Source organism: Streptomyces sp. NPDC043952, assembly GCF_056435325.1.
The window spans coordinates 211,097-232,264 of sequence record NZ_JBWKES010000009.1; the positions used below are offsets into that span (position 1 = coordinate 211,097).

21 protein-coding genes are annotated in these 21,168 nt (G+C 72.5%); 11 read left to right on the forward strand and 10 right to left on the reverse strand.

The genetic code is table 11. The features are described 5' to 3' along the window. Window positions 1-310: 310 nt before the first annotated feature. Complete coding sequence (locus AC069R_RS13825) at window positions 311-931, reverse strand: uridine kinase family protein (protein WP_478767078.1); 621 nt, start codon at window positions 929-931, stop codon at window positions 311-313. A 281-nt stretch (window positions 932-1,212) separates the two neighbouring features. Here AC069R_RS13825 and AC069R_RS13830 point away from each other — a divergent pair, with 281 nt between their 5' ends. The 4 genes from AC069R_RS13830 to AC069R_RS13845 all read left to right on the forward strand — a co-directional run bounded on the left by AC069R_RS13830 (window position 1,213) and on the right by AC069R_RS13845 (window position 5,672). After that, window positions 1,213-2,169 carry a hypothetical protein gene (locus tag AC069R_RS13830; protein ID WP_397986965.1) on the forward strand — a complete coding sequence of 319 codons (957 nt, stop codon included), beginning with the start codon at window positions 1,213-1,215 and terminating at the stop codon, window positions 2,167-2,169. 78 nt (window positions 2,170-2,247) lie between these two features. Further along, window positions 2,248-3,789 (forward strand): amino acid permease, encoded by a 1,542-nt coding sequence (locus AC069R_RS13835; protein ID WP_478767029.1) that lies wholly within the window; start codon window positions 2,248-2,250, stop codon window positions 3,787-3,789. A 252-nt stretch (window positions 3,790-4,041) separates the two neighbouring features. Continuing rightward, the gene (locus AC069R_RS13840) at window positions 4,042-5,430 is read left to right on the forward strand and encodes a peptidase C39 family protein (RefSeq protein ID WP_478767030.1); all 1,389 of its coding nucleotides are present in this window, start codon (window positions 4,042-4,044) and stop codon (window positions 5,428-5,430) included. Between the two features lie 101 nt (window positions 5,431-5,531). After that, the gene (locus tag AC069R_RS13845; RefSeq protein WP_478767031.1) at window positions 5,532-5,672 is read left to right on the forward strand and encodes an SCO1431 family membrane protein; all 141 of its coding nucleotides are present in this window, start codon (window positions 5,532-5,534) and stop codon (window positions 5,670-5,672) included. 8 nt (window positions 5,673-5,680) lie between these two features. Here the strand turns inward: AC069R_RS13845 and AC069R_RS13850 are convergent, their stop codons facing one another. Then, window positions 5,681-5,842 (reverse strand): hypothetical protein, encoded by a 162-nt coding sequence (locus AC069R_RS13850; protein ID WP_397986969.1) that lies wholly within the window; start codon window positions 5,840-5,842, stop codon window positions 5,681-5,683. 654 nt (window positions 5,843-6,496) lie between these two features. Between AC069R_RS13850 and AC069R_RS13855 the strand changes: the two genes are divergently transcribed. After that, window positions 6,497-7,669 (forward strand): acyl-CoA dehydrogenase family protein, encoded by a 1,173-nt coding sequence (locus tag AC069R_RS13855; protein ID WP_478767032.1) that lies wholly within the window; start codon window positions 6,497-6,499, stop codon window positions 7,667-7,669. Here AC069R_RS13855 and AC069R_RS13860 read toward each other — a convergent pair. Together AC069R_RS13860 and AC069R_RS13865 are read right to left on the reverse strand one after the other, a co-directional pair. Further along, the gene (locus tag AC069R_RS13860) at window positions 7,632-7,949 is read right to left on the reverse strand and encodes a hypothetical protein (protein ID WP_478767033.1); all 318 of its coding nucleotides are present in this window, start codon (window positions 7,947-7,949) and stop codon (window positions 7,632-7,634) included. The genes AC069R_RS13855 and AC069R_RS13860 overlap by 38 nt on opposite strands. 100 nt (window positions 7,950-8,049) lie before the next feature. Further along, a complete protein-coding gene (locus AC069R_RS13865; protein WP_478767034.1) occupies window positions 8,050-8,484 on the reverse strand; it encodes a hypothetical protein in 435 nt (144 codons plus the stop codon). A gap of 215 nt (window positions 8,485-8,699) precedes the next feature. Here AC069R_RS13865 and AC069R_RS13870 point away from each other — a divergent pair, with 215 nt between their 5' ends. The 4 genes from AC069R_RS13870 to fxsA all read left to right on the forward strand — a co-directional run bounded on the left by AC069R_RS13870 (window position 8,700) and on the right by fxsA (window position 12,845). Then, window positions 8,700-9,140: an Lrp/AsnC family transcriptional regulator gene (locus tag AC069R_RS13870; protein WP_111586615.1), complete on the forward strand. Its 441-nt coding sequence runs from the start codon at window positions 8,700-8,702 to the stop codon at window positions 9,138-9,140. 104 nt (window positions 9,141-9,244) lie between these two features. Continuing rightward, window positions 9,245-10,834 carry an amidohydrolase gene (locus AC069R_RS13875; RefSeq protein ID WP_478767035.1) on the forward strand — a complete coding sequence of 530 codons (1,590 nt, stop codon included), beginning with the start codon at window positions 9,245-9,247 and terminating at the stop codon, window positions 10,832-10,834. A 610-nt stretch (window positions 10,835-11,444) separates the two neighbouring features. Continuing rightward, window positions 11,445-12,242, forward strand: a complete 798-nt coding sequence (locus AC069R_RS13880; protein WP_478767036.1) for a polyprenol monophosphomannose synthase — start codon at window positions 11,445-11,447, stop codon at window positions 12,240-12,242. Between the two features lie 42 nt (window positions 12,243-12,284). Further along, on the forward strand, window positions 12,285-12,845 hold the full coding sequence (fxsA, locus tag AC069R_RS13885; protein ID WP_478767037.1) for an FxsA family membrane protein: 561 nt from the start codon (window positions 12,285-12,287) through the stop codon (window positions 12,843-12,845). 110 nt (window positions 12,846-12,955) lie between these two features. Here the strand turns inward: fxsA and AC069R_RS13890 are convergent, their stop codons facing one another. The 4 genes from AC069R_RS13890 to yczE all read right to left on the reverse strand — a co-directional run bounded on the left by AC069R_RS13890 (window position 12,956) and on the right by yczE (window position 16,452). Further along, the gene (locus AC069R_RS13890; RefSeq protein WP_003977404.1) at window positions 12,956-13,330 is read right to left on the reverse strand and encodes an RNA polymerase-binding protein RbpA; all 375 of its coding nucleotides are present in this window, start codon (window positions 13,328-13,330) and stop codon (window positions 12,956-12,958) included. Window positions 13,331-13,608: 278 nt separating this feature from the next. Further along, entirely contained in the window at window positions 13,609-14,979 is a 1,371-nt protein-coding gene (locus AC069R_RS13895; protein ID WP_478767038.1) for an MFS transporter, read from the reverse strand. A 55-nt stretch (window positions 14,980-15,034) separates the two neighbouring features. Beyond that, a complete protein-coding gene (locus AC069R_RS13900; protein WP_478767039.1) occupies window positions 15,035-15,802 on the reverse strand; it encodes a glycerophosphodiester phosphodiesterase family protein in 768 nt (255 codons plus the stop codon). Next, window positions 15,799-16,452, reverse strand: a complete 654-nt coding sequence (gene yczE / locus AC069R_RS13905) for a membrane protein YczE (protein WP_478767040.1) — start codon at window positions 16,450-16,452, stop codon at window positions 15,799-15,801. Before yczE ends, AC069R_RS13900 begins: the two co-directional genes overlap by 4 nt. A 101-nt stretch (window positions 16,453-16,553) precedes the next feature. Between yczE and AC069R_RS13910 the strand changes: the two genes are divergently transcribed. Then, window positions 16,554-18,065, forward strand: a complete 1,512-nt coding sequence (locus AC069R_RS13910) for an SCO1417 family PLP biosynthesis transcription factor (protein ID WP_478767041.1) — start codon at window positions 16,554-16,556, stop codon at window positions 18,063-18,065. A 541-nt stretch (window positions 18,066-18,606) separates the two neighbouring features. Here the strand turns inward: AC069R_RS13910 and AC069R_RS13915 are convergent. Together AC069R_RS13915 and AC069R_RS13920 are read right to left on the reverse strand one after the other, a co-directional pair. Next, entirely contained in the window at window positions 18,607-20,208 is a 1,602-nt protein-coding gene (locus AC069R_RS13915) for a hypothetical protein (RefSeq protein ID WP_478767042.1), read from the reverse strand. Window positions 20,209-20,257: 49 nt separating this feature from the next. Further along, a complete protein-coding gene (locus tag AC069R_RS13920) occupies window positions 20,258-20,452 on the reverse strand; it encodes a hypothetical protein (protein ID WP_285560985.1) in 195 nt (64 codons plus the stop codon). 264 nt (window positions 20,453-20,716) lie between these two features. On the opposite strand from AC069R_RS13920, the gene AC069R_RS13925 reads away from it, so the two are divergent. Then, a complete protein-coding gene (locus AC069R_RS13925; RefSeq protein ID WP_478767043.1) occupies window positions 20,717-21,109 on the forward strand; it encodes an ankyrin repeat domain-containing protein in 393 nt (130 codons plus the stop codon). The last annotated feature ends 59 nt before the right edge of the window (window positions 21,110-21,168 follow it).

The following is a 21,168-nucleotide window of genomic DNA, read 5'->3' on the forward strand; positions in this document are numbered from 1 at the left end:
CTCGCACCAAGGGCATCGTACCCGCGCGGGTACCGCGTGCCGAAGGGTGCGGCACGGGCCGTTCGGCGAGGTGGGAGCGGACGGAATCCGGTCACTTCAGTGACCGAGGGTGATCGCAAGGGGGCGCAAACGACCCGGAAAGGGGTGCGCGGGTAGAACGAAGCCCCCGATCACGGGGGAACAACCGGGGGCTTCGCGTCTGCGGGCGGCTTCGTATCGCCGCACATTGAGAACGTAAGACCTGTACGGCCCCCCGGTCAAGCGAAGTTGGGACACTTCGGGAAGTTGGCCGACAAGAGTCTTCACCGTTTCACCACATGCGGGTGGAGCCATCACTCAGGGTCACTCCTTGGCCCGATCCCCGGGGTCGCGCTGGCCCCGGCAGCACCTCGTACCCCTCTTCCCTCTGGCGCACCAGCAGCCCGGCGTGGGGGCGCGTGGGGTCCCCGGCGAAGTGCGCGCGCTCGGCCTCGACCCAGCCGTCCCAGAACTCCCGCTGCGCCGCCCCGTCCCGCCGCCGGCCGCGCGCCCACGCCTCCTCGCGGGGCAGTTCCATCCACAGCAGTTCGGCCAGAAACGGTCGCAGCGCACGCCGGCCCGCGCCCACGCCCTCCAGCAGGACCACCGGCGCGGGCGGCAGCGGGCGCGCCGGGCCGAACGCGCGGGTGTTCCAGTCGTAGGGGAGGTAGGCGGCGGCCTCGCCGCGGGACAGCGGCTCGATCACCTGCGCCCGCAGCCGGTCGGTCCAGGCGAACAGCCGCTCATGGCTGGCGATGTCGTCGAGGTGGAGCACCGGTGCCCCGCCCAGCGCGGCGGCCAGCCGCCCGGCGAAGGTGGACTTCCCGGAGCCGGCGTGCCCGTCGACGGCGACCAGCCGGACCGGTCCGAGGGAGGGCGGCAGGGCGCGCAGCCGGGCGGCGAGATGCTGAATGACGATTCCCGAAGGTGTGATGCGGTGTGGGGGGTTTTCCGGAAAGAGTCTAGTAGCGGTGCATAGCGGGCGGGCCGCCGAGGGCCCCGCACGAAAGAAAGTTACTCCTTGAACTACCGCCGGCCGGGGCCCCTTCGCTCACCTTCGATAAACATTCTCGAATCCCTGACCGATATGTCGAATTCGGCGTTCCGGGTCTCCTCCGCGCTGAGTAAGGTGCCTCCTGTGCTACCGCGGGAAGCGGTGGCCGGGGGACACGGTGCGGGAACAAGGCAGGGGACATGGCCGCGGAGTTATTCGAAGGGCAGTATGTGTGGCACCCGGCGGCCGACGACCGAGTCCTGGCCGGCGTTTGCGTCGATGTCCGCGCCGGGCGATATCGGCACGCGTACGAGGCGCTGGCCGAGACGCGCGACGACTTCGCCCTGCGCGCCCACCGCTCGCTGGTCCTCGCCTCCGAGGCGGCCGGCACCGACCTGGTCGAACGCTGGCTGGCCGAGGAGCCCTCGCCCGAGGCGGCCCTCATGTGGGCCCGTGTCGCCGTCCAGCGCGCCCTGCGCGCCGCCGACGGGCACGACGACCGCGCCGAGGCCCTGGAGCGCATAGCGCTGACCGCCTGCGAACGGGCCGCCGCGCTGGCCCCGCGGGACCCCACCCCGTGGGTGGCCAAGCTCGCCATGGCCCGGCTGCACCGGCTGCGCGACCCCGCCCCGCAGGGCCTGCTCACCTCACCGCCCGGCCCCTGGCGGCTGTTCGCGCACATCCTCACCCTGGACCCCTGGCACCGGGAGGCCCACCACCGCTTCCTCTCCGCCTTCTTCGCCCGGCACGGCGGCTCGGTCAACGCCGCCTGGGACGTGGCCGCCTTCCTCAGCCAGCGCGCGCCCGCCGACTCGGCGCTGCGCCTGCTGCCGCTGGTCGCCCTGGTGGAGAGCTACAACCCGACCCAACTGCTCGCCGATCGCGTCTGGGAGCAGCCCCAGTGGCGCGCCACCGCGCTCGCGATCTACCACAACTGGCTTCCAACGGTGCCCGATTACCGCTTCACGCCGGTGCTCGACCTGGCCTACCTCGCGCACGCGCTGGTCATGGGCCAGCGCGAGTTCGAGGCCCGCGCGGTCTTCGCGGCGATGGGTCCGTACGCCTCGCGCATGCCCTGGAGCGCCTTCGGCGACCCCGCCGAACAGCTCTCCCGCGCACGCCGGGCCTGCGGGCTGCCCGTCCCCGGACCCGCGTGACCCCCCTTTGCTCGTCAACCGTCCCCCCTCGTCGAGCGTCCCCCGAGCGTTCGAGAGGCACGAGAGAAAGGCCGATCTGTGTCAGAACGGATGTCTGCTCCCCGGGCCAAGTCCCGCGGCCGAGAAGACGCGGTCGTGCTCGACGACGACGCGACCCTGCACGCGATGGGTTATCCGCGGAAACTCACCCGCCGTTTCCAGGCGTTCGACAATTTCGCGATCTCCTTCACCATCATCAATATCCTGTCGGGTATCTTCTCGTCCTTCGGATTCGGTATGAACGCGGGCGGTCCGCGCATTCTCGTGTTCGGCTGGATCGGTGTCTCGCTCATGGTGCTGCTCATCGGCGCGGCCATGGGCGAGGTCGCCTCCGCGTATCCGACGAGCGGTGCCCTCTATTTCTCCGCCGGTAAACTCGCCAAGCGCCACAAGGGCGCCTGGTCCTGGTACACGGGCTGGTTGAATTTCGTCGGACAGATCGGCGGCACCGCCGCCACCGGCTATGCGGCGGCCACCTTCATCCAGGCATTCGTGCAGCTCCAGTGGTCCTCCTACCAGCCGACCGTCCATCAGACGGTGCTGATCACGGCCCTGATCATCGTGCTCCAGGGGCTCGCCAACACCTACACGGTCCAGCTTGTCGCCGTCCTCAACCGCATTTCCGTGTGGTGGCTGCTGATCGGACTCGTGGTGATCGTGGGCGCACTCATAGTGATACCGGATCACCATCAGTCGGCGTCCTTCGTCACGCATTTCGAGAACAACACCGGCTTCACGAGCGGGCTTTACGGCGGCATGCTCGGACTGCTGGTCACCAGCTGGACGTTCACCGGCTTCGACGGCAGCTTCCACATGTCCGAGGAAACGGTGCAAGCCACGGTCAACGCGCCCAAGGGGATCACCCGCGCCATCGGGTATTCGGCGATCACCGGGCTCATCCTGATGCTCGCACTGGTCTACAGCATTAAGGACTACGCCAAGGAGGCCGCCAGCGGCGCGCCGCCCGTGCAGATCCTGATCGACGGCCTCGGCCTGACCACCGCCAAGGTCATGCTCCTCATCGTCATCGGCGCGATGCTTTTCTGCGGTCTCGCCAACCTCACCAGCAACACCCGGCAGATCTTCGCCTTCTCCCGCGACGGCGCCATGCCCGGCTCCCGCCTGTGGCACTCGGTCTCGCCGCGCACCCGTACCCCCGTCAAGGCGGTCTGGCTCGCGGTGGCCTGCTCGCTCGCCCTCATCGTGCCCGGCTGGTGGTCGCACACGGCCTTCACCGCGATCGTCAGCGTCAACGTGGTCGGCCTGTTCCTCGCCTACGCCGTCCCGATCTTCCTGCGGCTGCGGCTCGGTGACGCCTTCGAGTCCGGCCCGTGGAACCTGGGCCGCTGGAGCAAGCCGGTCGGCTGGCTCGCCGTGATCTGGATCGTGCTCAGCAGCATCCTGTTCATGCTGCCGCAGGCGTCCCCGATCACCGTGGACTCCTTCAACTACGCGCCGATCGCCCTCCTCGTCGTGCTGCTGGTGGCCACCGTCTGGTGGTTCGCCACCGCCCGCCGCCGCTTCCAGGGCCCGATCAGCTACGGCCGCCCCGACGAGATCGCGGCCATGGACCTCGTCTGAACCACGCGGTCTGAACCACGCGCGATCAGGCCCCGGCCCCGGCACCGCCACCGCGGTACCGGGGCCGGGGCCTTTGTCCGTCCTGTGCGAGCGCCGTCGTCCGTCCTGCGCGCGCCGTCACCGGATCAGACCAATGTTCATGGCGCGGCATCGCCCCAAGTGCTGGCAGGGACCCCGCGGCTGCCCCATAGTTGGCGCACGACGTGCACATGATCCAGCCACGACTCCGGACACCTGGGGGTAGTCGCGCCCATGAGCAGAGCCCAACAGCCGTCCCGCAGAAGCGTCCTGACCGTCGCGGTCGCCGCCGCGGTGGCCACCGCCGCCACGCCCGCCGCGGCCGCCGCCCGGCGGGGCACCGCCACCGTGCGGGCACCCCTCGCCACCAAGGAGACCGGCCTGGCGGAGGCCCGCCCCATCGACTACCACGCCTGGACCACGTACAGCGAGTGGCGCACCGGCACCGCCCATGGCGCCCGCCCGGTCTCCGGCGACCGCCCCGGCGTGGTCATCGGCGCCCCCGCGGGCTCCACCGACTACACCGACCCGCACACCGGCACCACCGCGACCTGGGAGTACGCCACCTGGACCGCCCCGCGCCACCGGCTCACCGTCCCGGCCACCGAGGTCGTCGCCTCCTGGAACGCGCACACCCCCGACGGCACCTGGATCCAGGTCGAGTTGAGCGGCACGTACTCGGACGGCGGCGACACGCCCTGGTACGTGATGGGCCGCTGGGCGGCCGGGGACCAGGACATCAAGCGGACCTCGGTGGACGGCCAGAGCGACGGCAAGAGCAGTGTCTGGACCGACACCTTCGCCATCGACGACGCCTCCACCGGGCTGCGCCTCGTCTCGTACCGGCTGCGCCTGACCCTCTACCGCAAGCCGGGCACCCGGCTCACCCCGACCGTGTGGCGGCTCGGCGCGATGGGCTCCGACATCCCCGACCGCTTCACCGTCCCGGCCTCCACGCCCGGCCTCGCGCAGGAACTGGTGGTGCCGCGCTACTCGCAGGAGATCCACAAGGGCCAGTACCCGCAGTACGACAACGGCGGCGAGGCGTGGTGCAGCCCGACCTCCTCGCAGATGATCGTGGAGTACTGGGGCGGCCGGCTCACGGCCGGGCAACTGTCCTGGATCGACCCGTCCTACGCCGACCCGCAGGTCGACGCGGCCGCCCGTTTCACGTACGACTACCAGTACCAGGGCTGCGGCAACTGGCCGTTCAACGCGGCCTACGCGGCGACCTTCGACGGCCTCCAGGGCGTCGTCACCCGGCTCGCCTCGCTGACGGACCTGGAGACGCTGATCGCGGCCGGCATCCCGGCCATAACGTCCCAGTCGTTCCTGAGCACCGAGCTGACCGGGGCGGGCTACGGCACTTCCGGGCACCTCATGACCGTGATCGGCTTCACCGCGGACGGCGATGTGATCGCCAACGACCCGGCCTCGCCCGACGACGACGCGGTACGACGGGTGTACCGGCGCCGGGAGTTCGAGAACATCTGGCTGCGGACGAAGCGCTACAACGCCTCCGGCGCGGTCGCCTCCGGCAGCGGCGGGGTCTGCTACCTCTACTTCCCGGCGCATCCGAGCGCCCACCAGCTCAAGGCCCTGGCCGCGGTGGGTGTGCGCTGACCATGTGAGCAAGCTCATCGCCGCGCGGGCCGTCGCGGGTGGCAAGGTGGACGGACGGTGGGGGAGACCCCTTCGCACGTCCGACCTCTGTGAGTACCAGCATGACCGCACACCCCGCCACCGCCGCCCGCGTCCGCACGGGCGGCCCCCGCGACGACGGGCCCAAGATCCTCGAACACGTGGTGGGCTGGGTGCTCGTGGTGGTCACCGCGATGCTGGTCACTCAGCTCGGCCTGCTCTGAACCGGGCCCTACTCCAGGGACTTGATCAACCCCGGCGCACTGCTGTGCTGGACGCTCCCGTCCCCGCCGCCGCTGACGGCCCCCGCCCCGACCAGCAACCCGGCACCGATCACGGCCGCACACACCGCCGAGACCAGCGTCCGCACCCGAAACCGCTGAGAATGCCGCATCGTGCCTCCTCGCATCCGTGAGCGAATCACCCGCACGCGCTGACGCGTCGGTCAAGGACCGTAGGAGGACTAGACCAGTAGGTCAACGGCGGGGGAACGGTTTCCGGCCGCGCGGGGCGTGTGCCGGATGCGGGCCGGGCCCCGACTCCCGGCCTCCGCCCCGATTCCCGGCCGCCCCGATTCCCGGCCGCCCCGGCTCCCGGCCGCCCCGGCTCCCGGCCGCCCCGGCTCCCGGCCGCCCCGGCTCCCGGCCGCGGCGGCGGTACCCCGGCTCCTGGCCCCGGCGGGGGAACCCCGGCTCCCGGCCCCGGCGTGGGAGGCGCCGTACCTCCGGTCCGCCGGGCGCTCGCGGCTGTCCCCGCGCCCCCTTTCCGGCCGTCCCCGGCGTCGGCTCCTACCGTCTTCCCACCGTTCCCAACCGTCCCGCAGGCCCCTCCATGACACCCCCCGGCAAGCCCCCGGCTGGAATGTTGGAGTGAGCGGTCGTTAACTGGTGACGGGAGTCCGATGTTCGGGCATACTCAGCGCAGCCGCTGGTCAGCGGGCTTCCGTGATCCGGGGGTGCGCACCGTGGCCGTAACGGAACGATCAGGCGGAGCCGCCCTGACCCGTGGGCCGTGCCGCCGGTTCCCCACCAGGGAGGAGACCGACGCCATGTCCGACCGCGACCCGCAGCCGGTGGAGCGTCAACTGCCGACGGACGAGGCGAGGGACCTGCTCACCCTCGTCCGGGAGATAGCCCGGCGTGAGATCGCCCCGAGGGCCGCCGAGGAGGAGGACGCGGGCCGCTTCCCGCGCGAGGTCTTCACCCTGCTCTCGGAATCGGGCCTGCTCGGCCTGCCGTACGACGCGGAGCACGGCGGCGGCGACCAGCCGTACGAGGTCTACCTCCAGGTGCTGGAGGAGCTCGCCGCGGCCCGTCTCACCGTCGGCCTCGGCCTCAGCGTGCACACCCTCGCCTCCTACGCGCTCGCCACCTACGGCACCAAGCAGCAGCGGGTCGAGCACCTGCCCGCGATGCTCGGCGGCGGGCTCCTCGGCGCCTACTGCCTGTCCGAGCCCTCCTCCGGTTCCGACGCCGCGTCCCTGCGCACCAGGGCCGTGCGGGACGGCGACGACTGGGTGATTACCGGCACCAAGGCCTGGATCACCCACGGCGGCATCGCCGACTTCTACACCGTGATGGCCCGCACCGGCGAGGACGGCCCCCGCGGCATCACCGCCTTCCTCGTGCCCGGCGACGCGCCGGGCCTCAGCGCCGCCGCGCCCGAGAAGAAGATGGGCATGAAGGGCTCACCCACCGCCCAGGTCCACTTCGACGGCGTCCGCGTCGGCGACGACCGCCGCATCGGCGACGAGGGCCAGGGCTTCACCATCGCCCTCTCCGCCCTCGACTCCGGCCGCCTCGGCATCGCCGCCTGCGCCATCGGCGTCGCCCAGGCCGCGCTGGACGAGGCGGTCGGCTACGCCACCGGGCGACGGCAGTTCGGCCGGCCCATCGCCGACTTCCAGGGCCTGCGCTTCATGATCGCCGACATGGCCACGCAGATCGAGGCGGGCCGCGCCCTGTACCTCGCCGCGGCGCGGCTGCGCGACGCCGGCAAGCCGTTCGCCAAGCAGGCGGCCATGGCCAAGCTGCACTGCACCGACACCGCCATGAAGGTCACCACGGACGCCGTCCAGATCCTCGGCGGGTACGGCTACACCGCCGACTTCCCGGCCGAGCGCTATATGCGCGAGGCCAAGGTGCTCCAGATCGTGGAGGGCACCAACCAGATCCAGCGGATGGTCATCGCCCGTCACGTGGCGGGACCCGAAGCCCGCTGAGCAGGCCCGGACCGAACGGGCCGGAAGCGAACCGGCCCGGACCGAACTGGTCCGGACCGAACTGGCCCGCGCTGAACTGGCCCGTACGCACCGTCGGCGCCGCCAGCCGCACCCACTCCGGGTCCTGGCGGCCCGGCAGGGTGCGGCCGCGGTCGGCCCAGGCGCGCAGCAGCTCGCGGTAGATGGGCGGGTCCTGCACAGCGGCGGACCGGTCCGGCACCGCGGGGCGCGGGACGAGGATGCGGAGCCGGCGCCCGGTGGCCGAGTGCGGGGATGTCATACCCGTGAGAACGCGGCACCGGGCGGGCAGGTCACCGCCCGCCCGAATCGGGCGTCAGTCCAGGGACGTCCGGCCAGGCGCCGGGTCCGGGGCGCGGGGCTCAGGCGGCCCGGCGGCGCATCTCCGGCACCCGCATCGGGCGCGAGCCCGGACCGCCGACGTGCGAGAAGGGCTGCGTCCGCCAGTCGAGACCCTGGGGGAGCGTCAGCAGCAGCGCGGTGTCCTGCTCCTGCGGGGTGACGGACTCGTCCGCGGGGCGGGCGTCGGTGGCCGAACGGCCGGTGCCCGCGCACACCGTGAGCCCGAACGGGTTCCACGGCGAGGCGCACAGCGCGTGCTCCGGCAGGATCTCCTCGTCCGCCAGCAGCGCGATCGGCTGTGCGCAGTCCGGGCAGATCACCCGGTACATCTCCAAGGTGTCGTAGGCGTCCAGCTCCTCCTCGAAGGCGTCGGGTTCGACGCCCTCCGGCTCGGGCTCGACGACCGGCTGCTGCCGCTTGGACGCGGATCGACCAGGGCGCTTGACACTCTGCATGGGATTCTCCCCCTAAGGCTGGGCCGTGAAAGGCTCGTCGGCCACGACCACAGCAAGCACTTCCCGTCCGCTCTCGGCGGTAATCACGAGAACATCACGGAGCCCGTTCGAACGGTGTGGCGTTCGTCACATGCCGCGTGCAGATGACCATACTGCCGTCCATGGAGGGCCGTCGGCTGTCCGAGAAGATCGAACGCCCTGTAGGTTTTGGCGCCATGGAGGAGCTGGACCGTCAGATCGTGCAGCTGCTCGTCAAGGACGGGCGGATGAGCTACACAGACCTGGGCAAGGCCACGGGCCTGTCCACGTCGGCCGTGCACCAGCGGGTGCGCCGGCTCGAACAGCGTGGCGTCATCCGCGGTTACGCCGCGGTGGTCGACCCGGAGGCGGTCGGGCTGCCCCTCACCGCGTTCATCTCGGTGAAACCGTTCGACCCCAGTGCCCCCGACGACATCGCCGACCGTCTCGCCGGCGTGCCCGAGATCGAGGCCTGCCACAGCGTCGCCGGCGACGAGAACTACATCCTCAAGGTCCGCGTGGCCACCCCGCACGAGCTGGAGGAACTCCTGGCCAGGCTGCGCAGCCTGGCCGGAGTCTCGACCCGTACGACGGTCGTCCTCTCCACCCCGTACGAGGCCCGCCCCCCGCAGATCTGACGACACCGCCGGACTCCCCGCGCCGCCTCCGCCGGCAGCCGGCCCGCCCCCGCGTTCCCGCCCCGCATGCAACACCCCCCACCATCCGAGGGAAACTGTCGCCTATGAGCGACCGCACCCTCCTCCTGCGCAACGGCGATGTACATAGCCCCGCCGATCCCTTCGCCACCGCGATGGTCGTGGAGGCCGGCCATATCGCCTGGGTCGGGTCCGAGGGCGCGGCGGACGCCTTCGCCGACGGGGTGGGCGAGGTGATCGATCTCGACGGTGCCCTGGTCACGCCGGCCTTCACCGACGCCCATGTGCACACCACCGCCACCGGCCTCGCCCTGACCGGCCTCGATCTGTCCGCCGCCCCCTCCCTGGACGCCGCCCTCGCCCTGGTCCGGGAGTTCGCCGCCGCCCGTCCGGCGGACCGCGTGCTGCTGGGCCACGGCTGGGACGCCGCCCGCTGGCCCGGTGGCCGGCCGCCGGCGCGCGCGGAGCTGGACGAGGCCACCGGCGGACGCCCGCTGTACCTCTCCCGCATCGACGCGCACTCGGCCGTCGTCACCACCGCCCTGCTGGACATGGTCGGCGGCGACCTGCCCCGTGCCGACGCCCCCCTGACCAAGGACGCCCACCACGCCGTACGCGCGGCCGCCTTCGCCGCCATCACCCCCGCCCAGCGCGAGGAGGCCCAGCGCACCGCGCTGACCCACGCCGCCTCCCTCGGCATCGGCTCGGTGCACGAGTGCGGCGGACCGCAGATCTCCTCCGAGGACGACTTCACCGGCCTGCTCAAGCTCGCCGCCACCCTGCCCGGCCCCCGCGTCCTCGGCTACTGGGCCGAGCAGGACGTCGACAAGGCCCGTGAGCTGGGCGCGATCGGCGCCGCGGGCGATCTCTTCGCCGACGGCGCCCTCGGCTCGCACACCGCCTGCCTGCACGCGCCGTACGCCGACGCCGACCACAGCGGCACCGCCTACCTCGACACCGACGCCATCGCCGCCCATGTGATCGCCTGCACCGAGGCGGGCCTCCAGGCGGGCTTCCACGCGATCGGGGACGCCGCCGTGACCTCCGTGGTCGACGGGGTGCGCGCCGCCGCCGAGAAGGTCGGCCTCGCCCGCGTCCGGGCCGCCCGGCACCGCGTCGAGCACGCCGAGATGCTCAGCCCCGAGACCGTGGCCGGCTTCGCCGAGCTGGGCCTGATCGCCTCCGTGCAGCCCGCCTTCGACGCGCTGTGGGGCGGCGAGGACGGCATGTACGCCCGCCGCCTCGGCGCCGAGCGGGCCCGCACCCTCAACCCGTATGCCGCCCTGCTGCGCTCCGGCGTCCCGCTGGCCTTCGGCTCCGACAGCCCCGTCACCCCGCTCGACCCCTGGGGCACGGTCCGCGCCGCCGCCTTCCACCACACCCCCGAGCACCGCGTCTCCGTGCGCGCCGCCTTCACCGCGCACACCCGCGGCGGCTGGCGGGCGATCGGTCGGGACGACGCGGGCGTCCTGGTGCCCGGCGCCCCCGCCGACTTCGCCGTGTGGCGCACCGGCGAGCTGGTCGTGCAGGCCCCCGACGACCGGGTGGCCCGCTGGTCGACCGATCCCCGCTCCGGCACCCCCGGACTGCCCGACCTCACTCCGGGCGCCGAGCTGCCCCGCTGTCTGCGCACCGTGGTGGGCGGCCGGACGGTCTTCGTACGGCCGGGCGAGTGATCTCCGGGGGCGGCGCGACGGCCGCCCGGTGACCGCGCCTTGGCGCGCGACCTGCGCATCCTCCGTACCGCTTCCCGAGCGGCGCCGAGAACACGCAGGTCAGAGCGCTGTTGACAGTCGGGCGCGGAAGGCCGGTAGGTTCGTCCGAGTCCACCACCGGACGCCCGACCGGGAAGCGTTCGCGCATCTTTCCGCCGCGCCGCTGGGTCAGGGGACGGCGCCCCGCACCGGGGTGCCGCCACTGGCAGCCAGGCTCAGCGCCCGCGCCGGCGGGGGAGCGTTCCAGCCGGTCGGCCAGGTGTGACCCCGGATGGGGCCCGGCCTCAGTAGACAACGGCTCTCGGTCGATCCGCAGCCAGCGGGTCCCAGGTCGGCCCGAAGGGCGCCGGGCCCCCATCCGCAGCACGGTGGAGGCAACCCATCCGGGTTCGGAACCATCCGAACAGTCGGAAGAGGAAAAGAACGTGGCGCGAACGGGCCGAGAACATCCCGAAACACGCGTTCTTACCCCACTCTTGTGCAATCGACACCACCATAGGGACGAGCTGTCACGTCTACCCAGGCGGCGGCCACTATGGTGGACGCCTGCGTACGACCAGAAGGGGCAGCAGTGAACGACGGCGACGGGACCCTCGCGGCCAAGGCCCAGGGGAGGCAGTTCGGTCCGCTCGGCACGGCCTTGGTGATCATCCCGACCTACAACGAGGCGGAGAACATCAAGACCATCGTCGGCCGGGTGCGCAAGGCCGTCCCCGAGGCGCACGTGCTGATCGCGGACGACAACAGCCCCGACGGCACCGGCAAGCTCGCCGACGAGCTGGCCGCCGCGGACGACCACGTCCAGGTCATGCACCGCAAGGGCAAGGAGGGCCTGGGCGCCGCCTACCTCGCGGGCTTCCGCTGGGGCCTGGAGCGCGACTACGGCGTGCTGGTCGAGATGGACGCCGACGGCTCCCACCAGCCCGAGGAACTGCCCCGGCTGCTCACCGCCCTCAAGAGCGCCGACCTGGTGCTCGGCTCCCGCTGGGTGCCCGGCGGCCGGGTGGTCAACTGGCCCAAGTCCCGCGAGTTCATCTCCCGCGGCGGCAGCCTCTACTCCCGGCTCGCTCTCGATCTGCCGCTGCGCGACATCACCGGCGGCTACCGCGCCTTCCGCGCCGAGACCCTCAAGGGCCTGGGCCTGGACGAGGTCGCCTCGCAGGGCTACTGCTTCCAGGTCGACCTCGCCCGCCGCGCGGTCAAGGCCGGCTACCACGTGATCGAGGTCCCGATCACCTTCGTGGAGCGCGAGCTGGGCGACTCCAAGATGAGCAAGGACATCCTGGTCGAGGCGCTGTGGCGGGTCACCGCCTGGGGTGCGGGGGACCGCGTCGCCAAGCTCACCGGCAAGGACAAGCGCACCTCCTAGCCCCTTATCCGGCGCTGAGCCGGCGCCAGGCACACTGGGAGTATGACGACTGGCGCTCCGACCTCCCCGTACACCGCCCGGCCCCGGCGTTCCCGGCTGCGCAGGTATCTGCCGCTGGGCGTCGCCGCGTGGCTGGTGCTGGAGATCTGGCTGCTGACCCTGGTCGCGGGCGCGGCGGGCGGCGAGACCGTGTTCCTGCTGCTCGTGGCCGGAGTGGTCGCCGGTTCGGTGGTGATCAAGCGGGCGGGCCGGCGGGCCTTCCAGAACCTGAACGAGGCGCTCCAGCGGGGCGGTTCCCCCAAGCGCGGCGGGGGCAACGGGCTGACGATGCTCGGCGGCCTGCTGCTGATCATTCCGGGCATGATCTCCGACGGCCTCGGCCTGCTCCTGCTGCTGCCGCCGGTGCAGAAGGCGGTGAGCCGGCTCGCGGAGAACACCGTAGGGAAGCGGCTGCGGGCCGCCGCGCCGGGCAGCCTGGGCGACGCCTTCCAGCAGGCCCGGATGCACCGCCCCGACGGCAAGGTGGTGCAGGGCGAGGTCATCCGCGAGGAGCGCGCCGAGGGCCCGGACCCGGACGAGCGGCGCCCGCCGCTGACCCGCTGAGACCCCCGCGGCGCTCCTGGAACACGCAGACGGAAAACACAGACCGCGGGCGCCGTACGTCCCTGAAGAACGTACGGCGCCCGCGGCCTCGTGTCTGTGCGCTGTGCCCGCTATGCCGACTTGCGGCTGTCTCGGGGGTGCACGGCGATGTTCATCGCCCCCGACCGCAGCACCGCAAGGCGCTCCTCGAGGACCTCTTCGAGTTCCTCACGGGTGCGCCGCTCCATCAGCATGTCCCAATGGGTGCGCGCGGGCTTGGCCTTCTTCTCCTCCGGGCCGTCGCCGTCCACCAGGAGTGCCTGGGCCCCGCAGACCTTGCACTCCCACTCCGGCGGGATCTCCGCCTCGACCGAGAAGGGCATCTCGAAGCGATGACCCTTCTCACATGCGTACTCCACGGCCTGGCGCGGGGCCAGGTCGATGCCGCGGTCCGTCTCGTAGCTGGTCACCACGAGGCGCGTACCGCGAAGAGCTCGCTCACTCATGAATCGTGCCTCCCGGGCTTGTCGCCCACAGGACAGGTGTCGCTGTCGTCGTCATCCGGTCAACGTCCGGTCGGCGGTAAAGATTCCCGTTCCGAGTCCCGTTCCGGGTCATGCGTCGCCGTCGTAGCCGCCCCTTGTTCTACCCACAGGCGCCCGGTTTGTCACATCTGCTAGCAGATGTCACCCAGCGTTTCGGCATCTTTGACGCGCAGTAACGGTACGCCTGGCAGGCCAAACGCGTACACTACCGCCCTTTCGTGCCGAGCGCTAAATCGGCGCTAGATCTTCTCCGGCACCGGGTTCCCCGCCGCGGCGATCGCACGCCGCACCGGAACCCGCGCGAGCAGCGCGAACCCGATGACGAAGAAGGCCACCAGGGAGATGATCGCCGAGCGGTAGCTGCCGGTCAGCTGGTACGTCACGCCGAACAGCATCGGGCCGAGCCAGCTCATCCCGCGGTCGCTGAGCTCGTACGCCGAGAAGTACTCGGCCTCCTTGCCCGGCGGCACCAGATGGGAGAACAGCGACCGGGACAGCGCCTGGCTGCCGCCGAGGACCATGCCGATGCCGGCGGCCAGCAGGAAGAAGAACACCGGCGCCTTCGCGGGCAGGAAGTACCCGGCGGCGAGCGTGACCGTCCAGGCCACCAGCGAGCCGAGGATGGTGCGCTGGGCGCCGTACGTGCGCGCGAGGCGTCCCATCGCCAGCGCCCCCGCCACGGCCAGCACCTGCACCAGCAGCACCGCCACGATCAGCGTGGACTGCCCGAGCCCCAGTTCCTGGGAGCCGTAGACGGACGCCTGCGAGATGACGGTCTGGATGCCGTCGTTGTAGATCAGGTACGCCAGCAGGAAGGACAGCGTCAGCGGATGCCGGCGCATGTCCCGCACCGTCGCCGCGAGCTGCCGGGGCCCCGTCGACGGCACATCCTCCCGCGAGGCGTCCGGCGCCCCCGCCGCCCGCACCCGCCGGTCGCGCAGCAGCCGCAGCGGTACGACGGTGAAGGCGCCCCACCACAGGCCCGCCGAGGCCAGGCAGATGCGCACCGCCTGACCCTGGCTCAGGCCGAAGGAGTCGTGCGCCGAGTACAGCACCAGGTTGGCGACGAGGACCATGGCGCCCGCGCCGTAGCCGAACGCCCAGCCGCGGGAGGAGACCGCGTCGCGCTCCTCGGGCGGGGCGATCTGCGGCAGATAGGAGTTGTAGAGCATCCCGCCGACGGCCGCCGAGGCATTGGCCACGACGAGCAGCACCCCGCCCAGCAGATACCGGTCGCCGTCCAGGAAGAACATGCCCGTGGTCGCCGCCGCGCCGGTGTACGCCGCCGCCGCGAGCAGCGGCTTCTTGCGGCCCGTGCGGTCGGCCGCGCTGCCCACCAGCGGCATCGCCACCACGGCCAGGATCACCGACAGGGACACCGCGTACGCGAAGTACGACCCCGCCCGCACCGGTATGCCCAGCGGGTGCACATAGCCGCCGGAGTCCGCCGCGTGCTCGGCGACCGAGGTGAGGTAGGGGCCGATGAAAACGGTCAGGACGCTCGCCGAATAGACCGAGTACGCCCAGTCGTAGAAGTACCAGCCTCTTTGCTGGCGCCGGAGGCCGGCGGTCTCGTCCGCCGCCCCCGCGCGCACGGTGTCGATCCCCATCGTGCCCTCGCTTCCGCTCCCCTGCGAAGGCAAGGGCGGGCGGTGCCCGGTCGGCTCAGACCCAGACCCCGCGCTCCTCCATGACCTTGCGCAACGTGTCGATGTGATCGGTCATGATGCCATCCACACCCAGGTCCAGCAGCCGGTGCATGCGCTCCGGTTCGTTGATCGTCCAGACGTGGACGTGCAGCCCGCGCGCGTGGGCGGCGCGGACGAAACGGTGGTCCACCACCGGGACGCCCGACTGGGCCTCCGGTACCTGCGCCGCCACCGCCGAGCGGCGCAGCGCGGCCGGCAGCCCCCAGGAGCGCAGCCGCAGGCCCAGCACCCCGCGGGTGCCGAAGGAGGTGGCCAGGCGCGGCCCGGCCAGCCGCTGGGCGCGCAGCACCCGCGCCTCGGAGAACGAGCCCACGCAGACCCGGTCCCAGGCATGCGCGCGCTCCAGCAGCTCCAGCAGGGGCCGCAGCGCCGGCTCCGCCTTGATGTCGACGTTCCAGCGGACCTCGGGGAAGGTCTCCAGCAACTCCTCGAACAGCGGCACCGGTTCGCGGCCGCCCACCCGCGCGTGCCGGACCTCGGACCAGGGCAGGTCGGCGATGCGGCCGGCGCCGTCGGTCACCCGGTCCAGGGTCGAGTCGTGGAAGGCCACGAGCCGGCCGTCCGCCGTGGCGTGCACATCGGTCTCGATGTAGCGGTAGCCCAGTTCCACGGCGCGGCGGAACTGCGCCACGGTGTTCTCCACCCCGTCGGCGGCTCCGCCGCGATGGGCGAAGGCGAGGGGGCCCGGATAATCGAGGTAGGGGTGGCGTATCGCGGTGGTCACCGACGCAGTATCGCCCCGCGGGGTGTCCCTTCGGCAACGATCGTGCTGCCGCCCGGTGCCGCCGGCAGGGCGAACACCCGCAGGAAGAACTGGGCCAGCGGGCCGATGGACAGGGCGTACAGCACGGTGCCCACGCCGATGGTGCCGCCCAGCGCGAAGCCGGTGGCCACCACCGTGACCTCGATCACCGTGCGCATCAGCCGGATCGAGCGCCCGGTGCGCTGGTGCAGGCCCGTCATCAGCCCGTCGCGCGGGCCCGGTCCGAAGCGCGCCGCGATGTACAGGCCGGTCGCCGCGCCGTTGAGCAGGACCCCGGCGAGCATCAGCGGGACGCGGGCGGGCAGCGAGTGCGCCGGGGGCAGCAGCGCGAGCGTCCCGTCCAGGGCCAGGCCGATGAGGAAGACATTGGAGACGGTGCCGAGGCCGGGGCGCAGCCGCAGCGGGATCCACAGCAGCAGCACCGCCGCGCCGACGACGATCGACACCTCGCCGATGCTCAGCCCGGTCCGCCGCGCGAGCCCCTGGTGCAGCACCCCCCACGGTTCCAGGCCCAGGCCCGAGGCGACGAGCAGCGCGGAACTGACGCCGTAGAGCGTGAGCCCGGCGTAGAGCTGGACCAATCGGCGTCCTGTATGTCCGGGAGTGGACACAACATACCCCCCTGGGTAGTGATAGTGGCCTGACGCATGTCACTCTGTGGCGTGGAAGGAAGCTCCATCCATGGCCAATCCAGGGAAGGTGGACTGACCTCATGGCGCAGTGGACCTCGGCGGTAGGGGCCGCACAGCTCGCCCGGCTGCTCACCTCCCAGCAGGAACGCCCCGCCGGACCCGGCAGCCGCCGCCCGCCCGCCTACCGGGCGCTGGCCGACGGCATCCGGCTGCTGGTCCTTGAGGGGCGCGTCCCGGTCGCCGCCCGGCTGCCCGCCGAGCGCGAACTCGCTCTCTCCCTCTCGGTGAGCCGCACCACCGTCGCGGCCGCCTACGAGGCGCTGCGCGGCGAGGGCTTCCTGGAATCCCGGCGCGGCGCGGGCAGTTGGACCGCGGTGCCGGCCGGGAACCCGGTGCCCGCGCGCGGCCTGGAGCCGCTGCCCCCGGAGGCCCTCGGCTCGATGATCGACCTGGGCTGCGCCTCCCTGCCCGCGCCCGAGCCCTGGCTGACCCGCGCGGTGCAGGGCGCGCTGGAGGAACTGCCGCCGTACGCGCACACGCACGGCGACTATCCGGCCGGGCTGCCCGCCCTGCGCGCGATGATCGCCGAGCGCTACACCGCGCGCGGGATCCCCACCATGCCGGAGCAGATCATGGTGACGACCGGCGCGATGGGCGCCATCGACGCGATCTGCCATCTCTTCGCGGGTCGCGGCGAGCGCATCGCCGTGGAGTCCCCCTCCTACGCCAACATCCTCCAGCTGATGCGGGAGGCGGGTGCGCGGCTGGTGCCGGTCGCGATGGCCGAGGGGCTCGCGGGCTGGGACATGGACCGCTGGCGCCAGGTCCTGCGGGAGGCGGCGCCGCGACTCGCCTATGTGGTCGCCGACTTCCACAATCCCACCGGGGCGCTGGCCGACGAGGACCAGCGGCGCCGCCTGGTGGACGCGGCGCGCGCGGCCGGCACGGTGCTCGTCGCCGACGAGACGATGAGCGAGCTGTGGCTGGAGGACGAGCTGGCGCAGGGGCGGATGCCGCGCCGGGTGTGCGCGTTCGACCCCGCGGGCTCCACGGTGATCACGGTGGGCTCGGCCAGCAAGGCGTTCTGGGCCGGGATGCGGATCGGGTGGGTGCGGGCGGCGCCGGACATCGTGCGCAGTCTGGTCGCGGCGCGGGCGTACGCGGATCTGGGGACGCCGGTGCTGGAGCAGCTCGCCGTCAACTGGCTGTTCAGCACCGGGGGTTGGGAGCAGGCGGTGGCGCTGCGGCGGGCGCAGGCGGGGGAGAACCGGGACGCGCTCGTCGCCGCGCTCCGCCGTGAGCTGCCGGACTGGGAGTTCTCCGTCCCGCGGGGCGGCCTGACCCTCTGGGTCCGCGCGGGCGGCCTCTCCGGCTCCCGCCTCGCGGAGATGGGCGAACGCACGGGCGTCCGCGTCCCCTCCGGCCCGCGCTTCGGCGTGGACGGCGCGTTCGAGGGGTACGTCCGGCTGCCGTTCACCGTGGGCGGAGCGGTGGCGGAGGAGGCGGCGGTACGACTGGCCGCGGCGGCGCGGCTGGTGGAGACCGGGGGGACGGGGGCGGCGGCGGAATCACCGCGGACGTTCGTGGCGTGACGCGGGGGCGGAGACCGGGGGTTCTTTGGCCGCGGACCGCGTTTCCCTCCGGGGGCGAGGGTGGTTCTTCGGCTGTGGGCCGGTGGGGGCCGGTCGCGCAGTTCCCCGCGCCCCTTGCGGGGCGCTGTGGAATCGTAGCCGCGCCCGTGATTTTCTCCGGGGGTGAGGGTGGCTCTTCGGCTGTGGGCCGGTGGGGGCTGGTCGCGCAGTTCCCCGCGCCCCTTGCGGGGCGCTGTGGAGCCGTAGCCGCGCCCGTGGTTCCCGCGCCCACGATTCCGGTGCGGGTGATCCCCGAGTGTGCGTCCGCCCGCCCGGCTTCGCTCGCGCGGGCGGTGCGATGCAGCCGACGGGACGGCAGTTCCCCGGGGGCGCGGGGAACTGCGCGCTCGGCCACGACGTGCCCGCGGTCGAAGAACTGACGTACTCGCGGCCGGAGAACCGACCTACCCGCGGTCGAAGGACCGGCGTACCCGTGGGCGGAGAACCGACCTACCCGCGGCCGGAGAGCCGACGTAGCCGCGGCCGGAGAACCCGTCGGTCCCTACTCGGCCGGTACCGGTTCCGGTTTGGTCAGGTCGATCAGGTCGGGGCGGCGGGCCGGTTCCTGGCGAGGGGGGAGGAGGTCCAGTACCGCCCGCCGGTCCCCCTCGCTCGTCGCGTCGTCGTACGGGTCCGGCGTCCGCGGCACCTGGAGCCGGTGCACCGGGCCGTGGCCCAGCCGGGCGTACCCCCGTCCCGGCGGCACCTGCGCCGGCGGTGTCGTGCGCGGCGCGGCCCCCAGCACCGCCTCCAGCTGCCCCACCGCCGCGGGCCCGAGGGCGACGCGGGCCCGCGTGTGCTGCCGTACCGCCTCGCTCAGCGCGTCGAGGCCGTCGTACTGCTCGGCGACGACGACGGTCACGTTCGCCGCCCGCCCGTGCCGCAGCGGCACCTGGAGCAGGGTCTGCGGATCCTCGCGGCCGTCCACCCCGGCGAGGTGCGCGAAGACGCTCGGCCGGTCGAGGAGCAGCCACAGGGGGCGCCGGGTGTCGCCGGGCGGCGGGTCACCCGCCTGCCGGGCGAGGTTGATCGCGACGAGCCGCCGCTCGGTCTCCCGCGCGGCCCACTCCAGGCTGGTCAGCGCCCCCGGCAGCGCGCACTCCACGGCCAGCACCCCCTCCCGGCCGGTCAGGCACGCGTACTCGCCGGTGCCCCCGCCGTCCACGATGAGGACATCGCCGTACTGGAGCGCCTGGAGGGCGAGGGAGCGCAGCAGCGTGGACGTGCCGCTGCCGGGCTGGCCGACCGCCAGCAGATGCGGCTCGGTGGAGCGGGTGCCGGTGCGCCAGACGACCGGCGGGACGTCGCGCGCCTCCTCGTACGAGTCCCCGTAGTCCCCGAAGGAGAGGGGGAGGGTGCGCTGCACCTCGCCGGGGTCGGTGAAGCCGAGCACGCTCTCGCCGGGCGCGGTCACGAACCGCTGGGCCACGATGTCGGCGGGCAGCGGCGGCAGGGCGGTCACGGTGAGCTGGTTGCCCTCCTCGTCCCACCCGAAGCGGTACTCCCGCCCGCGGCCCGCCTTCGCGCTGAGCACCCGCTCGATCCGGGCGCGGGCCTCGGGCTCGCCGTCCGGGAAATACGCGGGGTAGCGCAGCACCAGCTGCCCGACGCGCCCCGCGCCGTCGAACTCGTGCGCGGTGAAGGCCGTGTCCCACTCACCGCCGGGCGCGTACAGCGGCGCGGGGTCCTCGGGGACGGAGAAGTACGGCACCAGCGCCTCGTACAGCGCCTGGAGCCGCTCGGTCTGGGACTCGTCGGGGCCCTCGGGCACGGGCGGGGTGCGGTCGCGGCCCAGCCAGGCCGCCGCCGCCATCACGGTGATGACGGCGAGCAGCGGCCCGTACGGCGCCAGCGCCACGGCCAGGACCGCGCAGGCCACCAGGAACAGCAGGGGCCCGCGCCGGTCCTTGGGGGTGGCGGCCCATCTCTGCCGCCCCGCCGCGGCGAGCAGGCGCAGCCCGCGCGAGAGGGCGATCAGCGGATGCAGCACGTCGGTGGCGCTGTCGGCCGCCGTCCGGGCCAGCTCCCGGCTCCTGGCCAGCTGCGTACGGGCGAGCTGCGCGCCGTCCTTGCTCAGAATGCGGGGGAGAGGGCGCCGGGCCACTGCTGTCTCCTGGTGGTGCGTACGGGCGGGGCGTCGTGCGGGACCGGCGTCAGAACTTGATGCCGCCCAGGAGGCTGGCCAGGCTCTCCCCGCCCGCCTTGATGCTCGGCGCGATGGCCGTGCTCGACAGGTAGAACCCGAACAGGGTCGAGACGCAGGCGTGCGAGCCCTTGAGGCCGTCCTTGCGGAAGTAGAGGAACATGACGGTGCCGAGCAGGACGACGCCTGACATGGAGAGGATCATTGGGGTGCCTCCTGGTGTCGAGGGGGACAGTCACCATCAGTGCTTCCAGGATCACAGAATGTGCCTATACGACAAAGAGCGCAAGCGGGTGAATATCGTGACTATTCGCCCGAGCGGTGGAGCCGGTACGGTGCCCACGAGCAGGGCACTTGCGTCCGAGGCCGCCCGTAGCGATCTTTACGTCGGGCACAACGGGTCATGTGAGGCACGAGCCAGTACCCTTGCGGTTCACCTGAACGGTTGTAATGAGAGGCGGTCCGGCCGATGAGCGAAGCCCCCGACCCCGAGGTCGTGGAGCTGGCGACCAAGATCTTCGATCTGGCCCGGCAGGGGCAGACCGAGGCACTCGTGGCGTACGTCGACGCGGGCGTTCCGGCCAACCTCACCAACGACCGCGGGGACTCCCTGGTGATGCTCGCCGCGTACCACGGGCACGCCGACGCGGTGCGCGCGCTGCTCGCCCGCGGCGCCGAGGCGAACCGCGTCAACGACCGGGGTCAGACCCCCCTCGCGGGCGCGGTCTTCAAGGGGGAGACGGAGGTCGTCAAGGCTCTCCTGGAGGGCGGCGCCGACCCCGCCGAGGGCACGCCCTCGGCCATCGACACCGCCCGCATGTTCGACCGGACCGACGTCCTCGAACTGTTCGGCACCAGCTGACGCAGGGCTTCTGACCAGCTAAGACACGGAAAACGGGGGAGGCGGTACAGGGCCGCCGG

Coding starts and splice junctions, on each gene's coding strand:
- AC069R_RS13830 (WP_397986965.1), top strand. CDS start 1,213: ATGGCCGCGGAGTTATTCGAAGGGCAGTATGTGTGGCACCCGGCGGCC.
- AC069R_RS13840 (WP_478767030.1), top strand. CDS start 4,042: ATGAGCAGAGCCCAACAGCCGTCCCGCAGAAGCGTCCTGACCGTCGCG.
- AC069R_RS13845 (WP_478767031.1), top strand. CDS start 5,532: ATGACCGCACACCCCGCCACCGCCGCCCGCGTCCGCACGGGCGGCCCC.
- AC069R_RS13850 (WP_397986969.1), bottom strand. CDS start 5,842: ATGCGGCATTCTCAGCGGTTTCGGGTGCGGACGCTGGTCTCGGCGGTG.
- AC069R_RS13855 (WP_478767032.1), top strand. CDS start 6,497: ATGTCCGACCGCGACCCGCAGCCGGTGGAGCGTCAACTGCCGACGGAC.
- AC069R_RS13860 (WP_478767033.1), bottom strand. CDS start 7,949: ATGACATCCCCGCACTCGGCCACCGGGCGCCGGCTCCGCATCCTCGTC.
- AC069R_RS13865 (WP_478767034.1), bottom strand. CDS start 8,484: ATGCAGAGTGTCAAGCGCCCTGGTCGATCCGCGTCCAAGCGGCAGCAG.
- AC069R_RS13870 (WP_111586615.1), top strand. CDS start 8,700: ATGGAGGAGCTGGACCGTCAGATCGTGCAGCTGCTCGTCAAGGACGGG.
- AC069R_RS13875 (WP_478767035.1), top strand. CDS start 9,245: ATGAGCGACCGCACCCTCCTCCTGCGCAACGGCGATGTACATAGCCCC.
- fxsA (WP_478767037.1), top strand. CDS start 12,285: ATGACGACTGGCGCTCCGACCTCCCCGTACACCGCCCGGCCCCGGCGT.
- AC069R_RS13890 (WP_003977404.1), bottom strand. CDS start 13,330: ATGAGTGAGCGAGCTCTTCGCGGTACGCGCCTCGTGGTGACCAGCTAC.
- AC069R_RS13895 (WP_478767038.1), bottom strand. CDS start 14,979: ATGGGGATCGACACCGTGCGCGCGGGGGCGGCGGACGAGACCGCCGGC.
- AC069R_RS13910 (WP_478767041.1), top strand. CDS start 16,554: ATGGCGCAGTGGACCTCGGCGGTAGGGGCCGCACAGCTCGCCCGGCTG.
- AC069R_RS13920 (WP_285560985.1), bottom strand. CDS start 20,452: ATGATCCTCTCCATGTCAGGCGTCGTCCTGCTCGGCACCGTCATGTTC.
- AC069R_RS13925 (WP_478767043.1), top strand. CDS start 20,717: ATGAGCGAAGCCCCCGACCCCGAGGTCGTGGAGCTGGCGACCAAGATC.